This is a genomic window from Bacillus sp. FSL H8-0545 (assembly GCF_038006105.1).
Taxonomy (GTDB): Bacteria; Bacillota; Bacilli; order Bacillales; family Bacillaceae_G; genus Bacillus_A; species Bacillus_A cereus_U.
This window is the reverse complement of sequence record NZ_JBBOUO010000001.1, coordinates 1,419,472-1,435,159: the sequence shown is the minus strand read 5'-3', so window position 1 is coordinate 1,435,159 and position 15,688 is coordinate 1,419,472. Positions and strand designations below refer to the sequence as shown.

Genomic DNA, 15,688 nt, shown 5'->3' with positions numbered 1-15,688 from the left:
ACAATAAGAGTACATTCTTTACAACCCCTGCTTCATCACCCATCTATTATAGCAGGACATGTACAGCAAAAAAAGGTTTCAAATCGAAAAGCAATATATTTTGTATACAAGAAGTAAGAAAAATAAAATTCCTCCTACCCACATTTTTTACGCCTGAAGTTTAAGTGTACTTCAGGCGTATTTTTCTTCCAATTTTATTTATTTGGTCGTTCCTTTAATTGCTCTAACAATTCTTCTAAAGGTCCTTCATAGAGCGGGACGGTTGGGATTGATTGTAAAAAACGTTTTCCATAGGAAGAACTTGTCAAACGGCGATCTAGTACAAATACCGTTCCCGTATCTGTATTTGTTCTAATAAGACGACCAAATCCTTGTTTGAAACGTAATATCGCTTGCGGGAGCGCTAACTTAACGAATACGTCTTCTCCTTGATTTTTTAGCCACTCTCCTTTTGCTTCCATCATCGGCTGATTAGGAGGCGTAAAGGGCAGACGGACAATGACAAGGCAACTCAGAGCATCTCCAGGTATATCTATCCCTTCCCAAAAACTACTTGTTCCTAACAAAATCGATTTGTCGAACTCTTGAAATTTACGAATGAGGCGACTTCGGCTCTTATTATTCACACTTTGTGTTAATAATAAATATCCTTCTAATGAATCATCACTTTTCAAATTCGTATACGCTTCTTTCAACATTTCATACGAAGTAAATAAAACAAGCATTCTACCTTTTGTAGCTTTCGCTATTTTCGCAATATGTGCCGATACAGATTCAATATATTCCTCATTACTTGCTTGCTTAATAAAAGGCACATCAGTTGAAACCATTAATTTCATTTGTTCTTCAAAACGAAATGGTGATGGAACCTTTAATGTATTGGGCGCAAAATCATGCAAACCTAGCTCCTCTTTTATATAGTCGAATGAATCACTAACTGTTAACGTTGCTGATGTGAAAATAACACTCTTTTTTTCTGTTAAAAATTCATCAGCAAATCTTTCACTAATATGAACAGGCTGCGCATATAAAACTGTTGAATGAATCGTTCCCTTCGTTTCAGTCTCCATCCATGTCACGTATGAATTTTTTTCTAAAATGAGTAATTGTAAAGATTGTACCATCTTTCTCAACAACTCAATTAAGTGCATAAATTCACCTGTAACAACATGCATCTCCCATTCTAATTTACTTTGCAATATATCAACTTGCTTCTCAAGTGTAGTCACTAATTTTCTTACATCATATACAAAACGATTTGTTAACTCGGTAATGCTATCCCATAACTTACCTGTCTCTACTTCCGTGTTATATCGATAAATGAGCGGCATATTGCTCATCCCTTGTTCCTGCTTTGTTTGTTTAAATATGAAAGCACGTAACATTTGGAATAGTTCATCTGCATCAAATTTAAGTTCCTTCAAACTATGACTCACCATACGGAAAGTCGAACGAGAAGCTTGCTCTGATTTTTTCATCATTTTATATACTTTGGAAAGCACATCATCTGTTTCTAGCGTACCAAGACGAGATAAAGCTAATTGAAAATACATACATGAGAACTGTTCACCGAATGTTCTACTCGCCGCTTCCTCGATATGATGAGCTTCATCAAAAATAATATGTTCACATGAAGCAAACAGTGGTTCTTCACTTGAAAAATCTTGAAATAATAACGCATGATTTGTAATAACAATATCTGCAAACAATGCTTTATTCTTCGCTCGTTGATAAAAACAACGACTAAACCAGTTACTTTGCATCCCGCCCGGACTATATGCATCACTACAAATACGGTTCCAAAGTAACTTTCCGCCCTCAGGAATATTTAATTCATCACGATCGCCGGTTTCCGTTTGCAATAACCATACTAAAATTTTTGCCTTTGTGAGCGCCATATCATAATTTTTTTCTTCCTCTTGCAAAGCATATTCAAATTTATGTAGACAAAGATAATGCTTTCTTCCTTTCAGAAGAGCTACTTCAAATGAAAATGGCATTATTTTCTGTAATAACGGAATTTCTTTTTCTAGTATTTGTTGTTGCAATTGTACAGTTTGTGTACTTATAATGACAGGTTCTTCTTTTTTCTTTGCGAAATAAATACTTGGAAGTAAATACGCAAGCGTCTTCCCCGTACCTGTTCCTGCTTCAATCAGTGAAACCCTAGAATCTCTTAGCGCTGTATATATTTCCTTCATCATAATTTGTTGGCTTTCTCTTTTTTCAAACTTTGGCATATTCAATTCAAGTTTATCCATTGCCTTATGTAAGAAAGCATCAAATTTAGATGCGCATGTTTCACTGAGGCCTAAAGAATAATTCCGCTTTCGAATCGCAATATTTCGATACACTTCATACTCCTCTGCCCTTTCTTTACCATGCATCATTTTCTTTAAAATATTTTCAGAAAGTACATCCGCTATATCACTTTGGAAAACATCACTTAATTCATAAAGCGATTGTAATGTGACAAGTGGTAACTTTTCAATTTCACTTAAAAATTGTAAAAACAACTCCGCTGTTGCAAGAGCATCACTATCCGCACGATGTGGTTGATCGTGCTCTAGCTCATGCTGCTTAGCTAAATCACGTAATTTATAACTATCAGCTGTCGGCAAAAGAATTTGCGCCAATTCAACTGTATCAATTTTAGGACAATGTACTTCTGTATATCCAGCCTGCCTTAATTCTTCATTTAAAAAATTCCAATCAAAGTGAACGTTATGTGCAACAAAAGCCGCACCTTGTAATAGCTCAACAATCATCGGGGCTACATCTCGAAATAACGGGGCTTGCTTTACAAGATCTTCATCAATCCCAGTTAATTCTGTAATAAATAGGGGAATCTCTCTCTTCGGATTAATAAAAGATGAAAAAATCTCTAATATCTCTCCATCTTCCACTACAACAGCTGCAATTTGGGTGATTTTATCCTTCCCATCCTTCCAGGAGTTCCCTGTCGTCTCTAAATCAACAACGACATAACGCTTACTCATATATGTAACACCTCAATTTCTTACCTATCAAACACAAAAATTATATAATGTTACTATACCACGTTTTACCTCATCTTAATGAAAAGATGCACAAAAAAGCTATCTCCTTAATTAGAGATAGCCTTCCTACTTATAATATCGTGCCAGCTTTTTCAGCACCTAACATTTCAATAATTTGATTATCATCGTCTAATACTGCAATTTTCGGCTCTTGTTTATGAATATTTTCTTCTGCCACTAAACCATAGCAAATAATAATAATTTTATCACCCGGTTGTACAAGTCTTGCAGCTGCACCATTTAAACACACAACACCGCTACCGCGCTCTCCTTTAATAACATATGTCTCTAAGCGAGCTCCATTGTTGTTATTTACAATTTGTACTTTTTCATTTTCTACAATATTTACCGCATCCATTAAATCTTCATCAATTGTAATACTACCTACATAATTTAAATTTGCTTCTGTTACAGTTGCGCGATGTAACTTCGCTCTCATCATTGTGCGAAACATAGATGCTCCCCCTTATTTCCCCATTAATGTTATATTGTCAATTAATCGTACATGTTCAAACTTAACTGCAATCGCTAAAATGATTCTTCCTTCAATTTTATCTATTGCTTTTAATGAAGGATATGCATATAAATCAGCATAATCTACAGTGCCTTTCGTATACTTCTCAATATGCTCTTTCACAAGATTCATAATGATTTCTGGATTACGTTCGCCTGCCTCAATTCGTTCTTTCGCTATACATAGGCTGCGGTATAAATGAGGAGCCTCTTCGCGTTCTTCTAGTGATAAATACACATTACGAGAACTTTTCGCTAATCCATCTTCTTCCCTTACAATATCAACTGGTACGATCGTAACGGGAATATTAAAATCAGTTACGAATCCTTCAATTACAGCTACTTGCTGTGCATCTTTCATACCGAAATAAGCACGCGTTGGCAATGTAATATTAAATAGTTTCATTAGTACAGTCGCAACACCAGCGAAATGACCAGGTCTTTGTTTACCACATAATACGTCGGTACGCTTCACAACTTCTACTGTTGTCGTTTGTTCTGCTGGATACATCTCTTCTACACTCGGATAAAATAAATAATCAATACCATTTTCTTTTGCTACATTTTCATCTCTATCAATATCACGTGGGTATCGATCTAAATCTTCATTTGGTCCAAATTGTAGTGGATTTACAAATACACTTAACACTACAATTTCATTTTCTTCCCTTGCCTTACGTAGTAACGTAGCATGGCCTTCGTGTAAATACCCCATCGTTGGAACAAAACCGATACTTTTTCCACTTGTACGAAGGTCGTTTGTAATTTGCTGCATCTCTTGCACTGTAGTTATGATTTTCATTATTGTTTTCCTCCGTATAACGCTAAGCACTCTTCCTCTTTCATTGTGAATGAATGTTTTTCTTCAGGAAATTGCCCTGTCTTTACTTCAGTAACGTATTGCGAAATCCCTCGCACAATCTCCTCTTGAACAGACGTATATTGCTTCACAAATTTCGGAACACGATTTACGCCGTACGAGATAAGATCATGATATACAAGAACTTGCCCATCTACTTTTTGTCCTGCTCCAATTCCGATTATCGGAATTGTTAACTGCTCTGAAATAAGTTCTGCTAATTGCATTGGCACACACTCTAACACAAGTGCTATCGCACCAGCTTCCTCACATTTCTTTGCATCTTCTATTAATTTTTTTGCACTTTCAGCATCTTTCCCTTGTACTTTATACCCACCTAGCACTCCTACAGATTGAGGAGTTAAACCTAAATGCGCCACAACGGGAATTCCCGCATTCGTTAAGTAGTGAATAGTTGATATAACTTCTCCAGCACCTTCTACCTTTAATGCATGTGCCCCGCTCTCTTGAACAATGCGACGTGCATTAACCATCGTATCTTGCAATGAGACATGATAAGACATAAATGGCATATCAGTTACAATAAACGTCTCTTTCGCTCCGCGGCGTACAGCTTTTGTATGATGAATCATATCCTCTACAGTTACTGGAACTGTTGAATCATACCCAAGTACAACCATTCCTAGAGAATCACCCACTAAAATCATATCGACTTTAGCTTCTTCTGCTAATTTAGCAGATGGATAATCATACGCCGTTAGCATTGTAATCGGCTCACCTTGCTCTTTCATTTTCAAAAAATCTGTTTTTGTTTTCAAAAACTACTCCTCCTTTATGCAGGAGAGAGGAGATGGCCGAAATCATATAAAAAACCCCTCTGGCCATAAAAGGGCAGAAGGGTTGTGTGTTAGTCGGCATTATTCATCCCTCTGTCCCAGTCCGTTATTGGATCAAGGCAGAATCCAAATTATTATTTTTTCATACTGCGTGAAATAATGGTGCAGTTCGCTTTGATACTGCCCATATTCGAACTAATTATAGCAAACTCTGAAAAGGAATTGCTACATTTTTTCGAAAAAATAATTTTCTATCCCTATTACGGTATGTGAAATTTATTAGTATCTAAATAACAAAAAGAAGCTCCAAAATAGGAACTTCTTTTACTTAATTTCTATATCAGCAGAATGAATGTGGTGCACTTGTCCTTGATGATCCTCAAGTAACAATACACCATCCTCCGTAATCCCTTTTGCTAGCCCATTAATAGTTTCCTTCATCGTTCGAGCTGTAATTTCTTTTCCGATACTTACTGCGTAACTTTCCCAAAGAATTTTAATAACAGAGAAGCCATTTTTTAAATACTCTTCATACAATTTCTCTAGTTGCAAGAAAATTTGTTGCATAAGTTCCGCACGAACAATCGGCTTATCCGATTCAATTGCTAATGAAGTTGCAATTTGCTGAATTTCCTCATCAAAATGTTCTTGTTTCTGATTTGCATTAATGCCAATCCCCATAATAACAGCATTAATTTTATCTGGATCAGCTTGCATCTCTGTTAATATACCGACAGCTTTTTTACCTTGAATTAAAATATCATTTGGCCATTTAATCCCTACGTTTACACCGGTACATTTTTCAATTGCTTGCGCTACGCTAACAGCTGCTAATAAAGTAAGCTGTGGTGCATGATGAACTGGAATAGATGGACGCAAAATAATACTCATCCAAATTCCTGTTCCTTTTGGAGAATACCATTTTCTACTTAAACGTCCTCTACCTGCTGTTTGTTCTTCAGCAACGACAATTGTTCCCTCTTCTGCGCCTTCATAAGCAAGTCTCGCTGCAATATGCTGAGTAGATTCAACCGATTCTTCAAAATAAACCGTTCTACCGATACGCTCTGTTTGTAATCCTAATTGAATCTCATTAGCAGTTACTTTATCTGGTTTACTAGCAATTCGATACCCTAAGCGGCGTACAGCTTCTAGTTCATACCCTTCATTACGAAGGTCCTCCATATGCTTCCATACAGCGGTTCTCGAACAGCCAAGTTTGTCACTAAGTGTTTGACCAGATACAAATGCACCATCTGCTTCAGAAAAAACTTGTAATAACTGCTTTCTTATAGTAGATTGCATCTTTGTAGCCACTCCCTTATATTCTCTTTCTTATTAACTAAATCTCCTTGTACGATTGCTTCTTCAATATTTTGAAGCATTTCGGCAACCCACGGACCTGGCTTTTTATCTGCCCAGCTTAATAAATCATTACCAGTCACATTCATTTCTTGACGATTTTTTATCGGCAATGCATGAAATAATGATTGTACTTGCTTAACAGACGCACTATTATAACTTTCTATTATCGCTTCATATACTCTTTCCGCCATCTCAGCGATGCGAATTCCAGTTTTATAAAGAAGGATTGTATCCCACTCCTTCTCCTTTCTAGAACGAATTGCTAATAAAACCGCTACGATATCTTTAATCTTTTTATTCGAGAACTTCCATTGACGTAAAAAGACAGATGGATGCTCTTCTCCGATACAATATAAGAAAAATGCCCACGCCTCAACGTCTGTTTCGAAAGAATCCCATTTATACTGCGTAGCTTTCAAGAGTCTTTCTTCTGACATTTGCAAATATGGCAGATGAGAAAATAGCTTCGTTTCTACTAACTCTTGAAGACCATTCACACAATATGTACCGGTCAACAATTTTTCAAATTCAACTGTAATTCTTTCAATCGCTATATGTTCGAGCAAATGCCCATACGTTTCAATTGCTTGTTTCGTCTTTATTTCCAAAGAGAAACCTAACGTACTTACGAACCGAATACCACGCATCATTCGCAGTGCATCTTCTTGAAAACGGTCTGCAGCATCTCCAACCGTTGTAATTTCCTTCAGACGAATCGCTTCTTTTCCAGCAAATAAATCAACCATTTCGCCTTCCTCTGTCATCGCAATTGCATTCATCGTGAAATCACGTCGTTTTAAATCCTCTTCTAATGAACGGACAAATTGAACACTACTAGGTCTCCGAAAATCTTCATATTCGCTTTCTGTTCGAAAAGTAGTTACCTCATACGGTTCACCATTTTCTACAACAATTACAGTCCCATGCTCAAGACCAACCGGAACATGTCTTGGGAAAATAGCCATTACTTCTTCTGGTAAAGCAGATGTTGCGATATCGATATCTCCAATCGGTCTATCGATAATAAGATCGCGTACACTTCCACCAACGAAGTAAGCCTCATGTCCGTGCTGTTTTAATATCTCAATAATTGAACTAGCTTTTTTAAATCTTTCCATTCTTGTCATCCCTTAGTATGTCATAATAAATCGCCTCATACTGTGAAACGATTTTTTCCGAACGAAACTGCTCATATACAGATTTCATCGCTCGCTCTCCCATATTACGGTGAAGTTCTTCATTTTCTAGTAGTTGAATTGCTTGCTTAGCTATTCCATCTGTATCTCCAACTTCACATATATATCCTGTCTCACCATGTTGAATGACCTCTGGAATGCCCCCAACCCTCGTTCCGATACTAGGCACACCACACGCCATCGCTTCTAATATAACGAGACCAAAACTTTCCTTTTCTGATAAAAGTAGCATTAAATCACTCATCGCAAGAAGCTCTGCAACATTATCTTGCTTTCCTAGGAATAAGACACGTTCCTCAATATGTAAACTTTTCACCAATTGTAAAATAGTACAGAACTCTGGTCCATCACCAACAAGAAGCAATTTCGCATCTACTTCCTTTACAATTTTGGCAAATGACTGCACAACATCTTGTACACGCTTAACCTTTCGGAAATTTGAAATATGAATCAACACTTTTTCATTTTCTCGTATACCATATTCTTTTTTTAATTGAGACATATCACGCTTGAAATAAACACGTTCGTCTACAAAATTGTATACCGTCTCAATTTCTTTATCTGGTTTTACAAGTTCATTCGTTTCTTCAATTAACGAATGTGACACAGCTGTAACAACATCAGATTGTTCAATACCAAAGCGAATTAAATTATTTAACGAAGGGTCGGAACCTAACACAGTAATATCCGTTCCATGTAAGGTTGTAACAATTTTAATACGCTCCCCAATCATTTGTTTTGCTAAATATGCACAAATAGCATGAGGGATTGCATAATGCACATGTAAAATATCAAGGTTTTCTCTTTGAGCAACCTCTGCCATTTTACTCGCTAATGCTAAATCGTAAGGTGGATATTGAAAAACAGAATATTGATTTACTGTTACTTCGTGAAAATAAATGTTCGGGTACACTTTATTCAACCGAAATGGTACACCCGATGTAATAAAATGAATTTCATGTCCGCGTTCCGCCAATTGCTTTCCTAACTCTGTCCCAACAACCCCAGAACCACCTACAGAAGGATAACATGTAATACCTATTTTCAATTTCATTTACATCCCCCTATTAAATCAGCATGTAATAAAACCGGCTTCTTACTCATAAATCCTTCGGCATACAGCACTCCAACTTCTTTCCCAAACATCTTCTCCCGAGCGATTACAGTTTCAACGTATCCTTCGGTTAATGGCGTCTTAACACCATCACTCCCTGTTGAAAACTGACTTTCATACGCTTCTAATGCTTCCACCTTTTTAGAAAGGTATTCACTAATATCTATACAAAAATTCGGTTTATGAAAACCATTAATTATATAATTATAAAAAGACTCTACACGGTGCGGCGGAAGTTCAGGCATATATTTACGAATTCCCGCTGAAAAGATAGCTTCTTCCACAAGTTTCGCGCAATTAGCATGGTCTGGATGACGATCTTCGTAATATGGTGCGAAAATTAGTGTTGGTTTATATGTACGAATAATCTTTACAATTTCACGTATATACTCTTCTTTCATATACAAACCACGGTCTGGCATCGCTAAATTAATTCTCGTTTTTACTCCCATAATACGAGCTGCAGCCTTTGCTTCTTCTTTTCTTAGTTCTACCGTTCCATTTGAAGAAAGATCAGCTTCTGTTAAATCGCAAATGCCTACTTCATATCCTTGTTTCGTATACTTTGCAATGGTACCTGCCATGCCAATTTCCACATCATCGGCATGAGCACCAAACGCTAATATATGTAATCCACTCATAATTGTTCCCCTCATTTTCTTAACTTTCGGTAATCTAAATCTCCCCGCTCTAATGCATGCATTAGCATTTCAGCACTTGCCATATTCGTTGCTAGTGGGATGGCGTATACATCACATAAACGAAGTAACGCATTGACATCAGGTTCATGCGGCTGCGCTGTTAGTGGGTCCCGGAAAAAAATCACCATATCCATCTCATTTTTTGCAATCATTGCACCAATTTCTTGATCGCCACCAAGAGGACCAGATTGATATCTTGTTACAACTAAACCAGTTGCCTCCATAATACGAAGTCCTGTCGTTCCTGTTGCAAAAAGTTCATGTTTTTCAAAGATTGGTTTATATGCGTACGCGAACGAAACCATATCATCTTTCTTTTTGTCATGTGCGATTAAGGCAATTTTCATCCGTTGTCTCCCCTTTAGTCGATAATGTTTTCTAAACCATACACAAGATGATCAAGGTTCATTACTGTTTCAATTGATAGTTTTACACCTGACATAAATGATGCACGGTTGAATGAATCATGACGAACTGTTAACATTTGTCCATCTCCGCCGAACATTACTTCTTGGTGTGCAATAAGCCCTGGTAGACGTACGCTATGAATGTGAATACCATCCACATTTGCACCACGTGCTCCTTCTAATTGTTCCGTTTCATTAGGGTGTCCTTGCTCTTTTGGTACACGATTTTGACGGATTAATTCTACTGTTTTTACAGCTGTACCAGATGGTGCGTCTAATTTTTGATCATGGTGTAATTCAATTACTTCAACATCTTGGAAGTACTTTGCTGCCATTTGTGAAAATTTCATCATAAGAACTGCACCAATTGCAAAGTTTGGAGCGATAATTGTTCCTACTTCTTTTTCTTTTGCATTTTCTGTTAATTGCTTTAGTTCTTCTTCAGTAAATCCAGTTGTACCAATAACAGATCGAAGTCCACGTTCAACTGCAAGTGTCACATGTTTCTTTCCAACTTCTGGTGTTGTTAAATCTAACAATACATCTGCTTCTACTTCATCTAAACAAGTATGTAAATCCGCATAAATAGGTGCATCTAGCGCTGGCATTCCAGGTAAATCAGCGATTTTCTCTCCGCCATGCTTATAATCAATTGCTGCTACTAAATTGAAATGTTCTGTTCTTTCCATTAAAAGGACTGCTTCCTGTCCCATACGTCCTCTTGGTCCAGCGATGATTACTTTAATTTCTTTCATGCTTCTTTCTCTCCCTCATCAATACGTGTCCAGCGATCTTTATCACGTGTATTAAATTTATTCATTACAATGTTATGCGCTGTTTCTAAATCAATATTTAAACTATTTGCCATACAAATCATAACAAATAACACATCTCCAAGCTCTTCCTCAATACTTCGTTCTATCTCAGTCGTTTTCTTCGGCTTCTCACCATAATAATGGTTAACCTCTCTTGCAAGCTCTCCCATTTCTTCAGTTAAACGGGCCATCATTGCAAGCGGACTAAAATAACCTTCTTTAAATTGACCGATATATGCATCTACTTCTTTCTGCATATCTTTCATCGTTTTTGCTTCCATACTTGTCACCTCTATTCCTTCCTCTTTCATGTTAGCCAATTCATCGCGATTTGACAAATATTATTCTCTCATATCCCTATTTACGACTCTTTTTTGGATAGACTATAATAAAGTGAAACTTCTTTTGCAATGTTTTTCTGCAAAAGATTAGTTGAACCAATCGGGTCCCTACGGCTGGTTCGCCCTTTTCTTCTTTGCTTTTCCCTCTACCAGCCGTTGGGACGGGGTAAAGTGAAACTTCTTTTGCAATGTTTTTCTGCAAAAGATTAGCCTGAACCAATCGGGCTCTTACGGCTAGTTTGCTCTGTCTTCTCTGCTTTATCTCCTACCAGCCGTTTGAGCGGGGTAAAGTGAAACTTCTTTTGCGTGATTTTTGCAAAAGGTCAGCCTGAACTAATTAGGCCCTTATACTATTCTCTATTTTTACTAACAACTAGAAATAACTTATTATTATGTCTTACCGTTTAAGTGGAGCAATTCCAATCATTACATAACTAGGGGGATTTCTATATGAAAGCAAACTTGAAGATTCGAAATATCATTTTCATTTTAATCGGTTCCGCTATTTTTTCTTTCGGCATTGTAAATATCAATATTGAAAACCATCTTGCAGAGGGTGGGTTTACCGGTATTACGCTATTATTATATTTTCTATTTTCGCTTGACCCTTCCTATACAAACTTAATTTTAAATATCCCTATATTTTTTATTGGCTGGAAGTTACTCGGCCGAACAACATTTTTATATACATTAATCGGTACATTTAGCGTCTCTTTATTCCTATGGATTTTCCAACGCTACGAAGTACTCAACTTACATTTAAACTTGCAAAATGATATGACACTGGCTGCTTTATTCGCTGGGGCATTTATCGGTATAGGACTTGGAATTATATTTAAATACGGCGGGACTACTGGCGGTGTTGATATTATCGCAAGACTAGCTCACAAATATGTTGGCTGGAGTATGGGAAAAACGATGTTTATGTTTGATGCCATCGTTATCATTGTCTCTATTCTTACATATTTATCATATCGTGAAGGCATGTATACGTTAGTTGCTGTATTTATCGGGGCTAAGGTTATTGATTTTATGCAAGAAGGAGCTTATGCAGCAAAAGGAGCAACTATTATTTCTGATAAAAATGATGAAATTGCTTCAAAAATTTTATCAGAAATGGAGCGCGGAGCAACCTTTTTAAAAGCAGTTGGATCCTATACAAAAGTTGAACGAAATGTACTATATTGTGTTGTTGCAAAAAACGAAATCGTGAAATTAAAAAATATCATTACTTCTGTAGACCCTCACGCCTTTGTCGCTGTAAGTGATGTACACGATGTTGTTGGCGAAGGATTTACATTAGATGAAAATAAAAATCCGTTACATAATTAAATTCAACTAGAAAAGCTCTTTAGCTTTTCTAGTTTTTTATTACATATCTTTTCAGTTTCTCCAAATCCTCATAAATGAGCTCCAATAAACTACGATTATAAAAAATTGAAGCTGGATGAAAAGTAGGAAATATATTATATTCTTTTTCAGTCCATATGAATTCTGTACCGCTACTATCTTTCAATTGCTGCACGGGTTGCTTTAACAATTCGCCATGAACATCCGTAATTTTATTATTTTTACCAACTAAACGCTGTAATGCAATATTACCAAGTGTAACAATAACAGGCGGCTGTATAAGTTCCAACTCATAATCTAACAAAGGTGCATGGGCAAGTATTTCTCCTTGATTTGGCGTTCTATTATACCTTTTCTGTATTATTTCGCCATTTCGTTCCCTTTTCTCTCTCCATTTATAAGGTCTACTCCGCACCGCACTCGTAATATATACTTCTTCCCTTGTAACGTGAATACGTTCTAAAAACTCCATTAAATGCTTTCCTGCTCTCCCGCTAAACGGAATCCCATTATGAATTTCTGTTTCACCAGGTGCTTCTCCAACAAGCATTAATTTCGGATTTCTAGGGCCCTGTCCACTTAAAAAACCTTCTAATTGGTATGTAGCACTTCGCTCCCTCACTTGTTTAACTAAATGATCTGGATATTCTATGTCTGTCACCTTCTTTCATCATTCCATACTTATCTTTATTTTAATTAGTTCTATACCCCATATTCTCTCTATTATTTCCATTTGTAACATATTATAAGATTCAATCCACAAAACAAAAAAAGACTATCATAATTGATAGTCTTTAATCGTCGCTACGCTGCATACCAGTATAAATTAATACGAGACGTAATAATTCAAATACTGCTACAGCAGCTGCTGCTACATATGTTAATGCTGCCGCATTTAATACTTTACGAGCTTGACCGTACTCATCTGTCGATACGATACCAAGCGCTTCAATTTGTTGCATTGCACGTTTTGATGCATCAAACTCAACTGGTAATGTAACAAGTTGGAAAATAACACCTGCTGCCATTAAAATAATTCCTAGTAACAACAAACCAGACATTTGTGCAAATACACCAATTAGGACAAAAACCCATGACATGTTTGAACCAAAATTAGCAACTGGCACTAACGAATGGCGTACACGCATGAAGTTATAATCTTTCGCATCTTGAATTGCGTGTCCTACTTCATGTGCTGCTACAGCTGTACCAGCAACTGAATGACCATAGTAGTTATCTGTCGATAATCTAACCGTCTTTACACGCGGGTCATAATGATCTGACAAATGACCTGGCGTTTCTTCTACAGCTACATTGTACAATCCATTTTCATCTAAAATTTTCCGAGCCACTTCCGCTCCTGTCATACCTGATGTTGAATAAACTTGTGAATACTTGCTATAGGCACTACGTACTTTGGACTGTGCATACAACGGTATGATCAAAATGATCGCGAAGTAAATTAAATAAAACATCATAAACCTCCATTGAAGTTTTAATTATAGTACTTCTCATTCTATTTTTTTCTTCCACCGTTGTCAATAAATAAACCTTACAATCCGTATCTTTATTTATACGCATTATCTATCTTTAGAATGCAAGTTACTTCTCCGCTTCTCTCTCTCCCCTTTATACTTTCTCCATCCAACATACGTTAAAGTGAACAAAATAAGTCCTCCAGTAATTGTCATAAACCAAATGAGAGAGGGAGCAACCTCATCTTTTTTTACTGTATGAAATATTTTTTGCAAATCACCTTTAATAATCCCTAGTTGCATTTGTCCACCTTTCGTTTTTAACATAACGTTACGAAATTCATCCAAATAAGATAAATGTGCATTTACACGCTGTGCTTCGTTTTCTGGCAGGGCAATCATTAAACTAGGATAAATAATATTAAATTCATTTAAAAGTGTATTTAGCGTCTGTTGGAACTGTCCATCATCGTCTTTTTCCATCGCTTTTTCTACTTGAGAAAAAGCATTCATTATCTTTCTTTCTCTTTCCATCCAAAGTGGCTGATATTTAGATACTTGTGCATCAACAGCAAGTTGTAACGCTAACATATTATCAACTTTAACTTGCCTATCTAAATCTTCCGCGAGAGATTGTTTCGCCTTATCGTATGCTAAAGAAACGACTCTAATTTGTCCCGGAGTTACTTTTGAATTATTTTCATTTTCCTTTGATAGAAACTGCTCTGAGAAATGGTGCAGTACTTGTATTGCCTTATCATCTTCTTTTTTCTTCACTAACTGCAAAGAATCATCTAGCAATCCAGTTAGTTCACTCCACTCTTCAGCATATATACGTACTGGAAACATTATAATTAGAAATGCTATCAGTCCAATTAATGTTCTCTTCATCCCGGTCCCCCCTATAACTACTAGTACAAAATATGTGGAATTGGACAAGAATAGAACAGAACAAAATCAAAAAATATATTATCTCTATGAAAACAAAAAAATTCTCTTTAAACAGAGAATTTTTTCTTTGAAACCCTTTTCTTTTTCACTAAATATTTATACACACCGTAACAAAGTATGCTACCGCCTAAAATCAATAATAAAATAACACATGCAGCATGCATAAAGAATTCTTCCGGTAACATTAAAATAACCGGATCTGTTTCAATATCAAACATCCAATAATCATTGCTAAATAAAAGCTTGTGAAATAATACGAAACTCTTTTCAAAATTAATAGCAATTGGTAACGTAAGAGCTATTGGAAAAATAATTGTAAGAATCGCTCCGTGAAGTAAAAACTTTTCTTTTTTCTTTTTTAATAAATACGCTCCTCCTAATACAGCAATTACAATCGTTCCATACATTATATATTGAATCTTTACTAAAATATTTTTAACATCCACAAAATGAATGCGGCCATTTGTGGACATATCTAATGTCGGCAATTGTAATGCACCTTCATAAAACGGCGATAAATATGTAATAAGCACGTCATAGTTTCTCTTAATTTCATCTTTCGTCATATCCGCTAAATCTGGAATATTTAAAAAATCGATTTCTAAATAATACAACCATTTTCCATATACAACTATCGTTGCCGCGAGAGCGAAAACAGAAAATGCTATGCTATAGGAAACTACTAAAGTGATCAATCGATCCAATATGTTTATACCACTCTTATTTTTCTTCATTTTCTCCCCCT

Annotated in this window: 16 protein-coding genes; 1 reads left to right on the top strand and 15 read right to left on the bottom strand. The window is 36.3% G+C overall.

The features are described from left to right. Positions 1-194 precede the first annotated feature (194 nt). From dinG to MHI07_RS07550, 11 genes are all read right to left on the bottom strand, one after another. A complete protein-coding gene (gene dinG / locus MHI07_RS07600; protein WP_340822863.1) occupies positions 195-2,999 on the bottom strand; it encodes an ATP-dependent DNA helicase DinG in 2,805 nt (934 codons plus the stop codon). A gap of 130 nt (positions 3,000-3,129) precedes the next feature. Further along, positions 3,130-3,513, bottom strand: a complete 384-nt coding sequence (panD, locus tag MHI07_RS07595; protein ID WP_002201122.1) for an aspartate 1-decarboxylase — start codon at positions 3,511-3,513, stop codon at positions 3,130-3,132. A 12-nt stretch (positions 3,514-3,525) separates the two neighbouring features. Beyond that, positions 3,526-4,374, bottom strand: a complete 849-nt coding sequence (gene panC, locus MHI07_RS07590) for a pantoate--beta-alanine ligase (RefSeq protein ID WP_002201123.1) — start codon at positions 4,372-4,374, stop codon at positions 3,526-3,528. Then, entirely contained in the window at positions 4,374-5,210 is an 837-nt protein-coding gene (gene panB / locus MHI07_RS07585; protein ID WP_002201124.1) for a 3-methyl-2-oxobutanoate hydroxymethyltransferase, read from the bottom strand. The genes panC and panB overlap by 1 nt, the downstream gene beginning before the upstream one ends. Before the next feature lie 342 nt (positions 5,211-5,552). Further along, positions 5,553-6,533, bottom strand: a complete 981-nt coding sequence (locus MHI07_RS07580) for a biotin--[acetyl-CoA-carboxylase] ligase (protein ID WP_002201125.1) — start codon at positions 6,531-6,533, stop codon at positions 5,553-5,555. Then, positions 6,518-7,711: a CCA tRNA nucleotidyltransferase gene (locus MHI07_RS07575; protein WP_002202602.1), complete on the bottom strand. Its 1,194-nt coding sequence runs from the start codon at positions 7,709-7,711 to the stop codon at positions 6,518-6,520. The genes MHI07_RS07580 and MHI07_RS07575 overlap by 16 nt, the downstream gene beginning before the upstream one ends. Then, a complete protein-coding gene (gene bshA, locus MHI07_RS07570; protein ID WP_002086596.1) occupies positions 7,698-8,843 on the bottom strand; it encodes an N-acetyl-alpha-D-glucosaminyl L-malate synthase BshA in 1,146 nt (381 codons plus the stop codon). Before bshA ends, MHI07_RS07575 begins: the two co-directional genes overlap by 14 nt. Continuing rightward, positions 8,840-9,544 carry a bacillithiol biosynthesis deacetylase BshB1 gene (bshB1, locus tag MHI07_RS07565; RefSeq protein ID WP_002202604.1) on the bottom strand — a complete coding sequence of 235 codons (705 nt, stop codon included), beginning with the start codon at positions 9,542-9,544 and terminating at the stop codon, positions 8,840-8,842. The genes bshA and bshB1 overlap by 4 nt, the downstream gene beginning before the upstream one ends. Positions 9,545-9,555: 11 nt before the next feature. Further along, entirely contained in the window at positions 9,556-9,951 is a 396-nt protein-coding gene (mgsA, locus tag MHI07_RS07560) for a methylglyoxal synthase (RefSeq protein WP_000684753.1), read from the bottom strand. Positions 9,952-9,965: 14 nt separating this feature from the next. Continuing rightward, positions 9,966-10,766 carry a dihydrodipicolinate reductase gene (gene dapB / locus MHI07_RS07555; protein WP_002158574.1) on the bottom strand — a complete coding sequence of 267 codons (801 nt, stop codon included), beginning with the start codon at positions 10,764-10,766 and terminating at the stop codon, positions 9,966-9,968. Then, on the bottom strand, positions 10,763-11,107 hold the full coding sequence (locus MHI07_RS07550; RefSeq protein ID WP_002158575.1) for a nucleotide pyrophosphohydrolase: 345 nt from the start codon (positions 11,105-11,107) through the stop codon (positions 10,763-10,765). Before MHI07_RS07550 ends, dapB begins: the two co-directional genes overlap by 4 nt. Positions 11,108-11,617: 510 nt before the next feature. Between MHI07_RS07550 and MHI07_RS07545 the strand changes: the two genes are divergently transcribed. Then, the gene (locus tag MHI07_RS07545; protein ID WP_002158577.1) at positions 11,618-12,499 is read left to right on the top strand and encodes a YitT family protein; all 882 of its coding nucleotides are present in this window, start codon (positions 11,618-11,620) and stop codon (positions 12,497-12,499) included. A 28-nt stretch (positions 12,500-12,527) separates the two neighbouring features. On the opposite strand, the gene MHI07_RS07540 is transcribed toward MHI07_RS07545, so the two are convergent. The 4 genes from MHI07_RS07540 to lit form a co-directional block, all read right to left on the bottom strand. Continuing rightward, positions 12,528-13,178 (bottom strand): uracil-DNA glycosylase, encoded by a 651-nt coding sequence (locus tag MHI07_RS07540; protein ID WP_002201128.1) that lies wholly within the window; start codon positions 13,176-13,178, stop codon positions 12,528-12,530. 133 nt (positions 13,179-13,311) lie between these two features. Then, positions 13,312-13,992, bottom strand: a complete 681-nt coding sequence (locus MHI07_RS07535; RefSeq protein ID WP_002086606.1) for a zinc metallopeptidase — start codon at positions 13,990-13,992, stop codon at positions 13,312-13,314. A 105-nt stretch (positions 13,993-14,097) separates the two neighbouring features. Further along, positions 14,098-14,883 carry a sporulation protein YpjB gene (ypjB, locus tag MHI07_RS07530; protein ID WP_340822855.1) on the bottom strand — a complete coding sequence of 262 codons (786 nt, stop codon included), beginning with the start codon at positions 14,881-14,883 and terminating at the stop codon, positions 14,098-14,100. A 107-nt stretch (positions 14,884-14,990) separates the two neighbouring features. Further along, positions 14,991-15,677: a lipoprotein intramolecular transacylase Lit gene (gene lit / locus MHI07_RS07525; RefSeq protein WP_016104335.1), complete on the bottom strand. Its 687-nt coding sequence runs from the start codon at positions 15,675-15,677 to the stop codon at positions 14,991-14,993. Between the last annotated feature and the right edge of the window lie 11 nt (positions 15,678-15,688).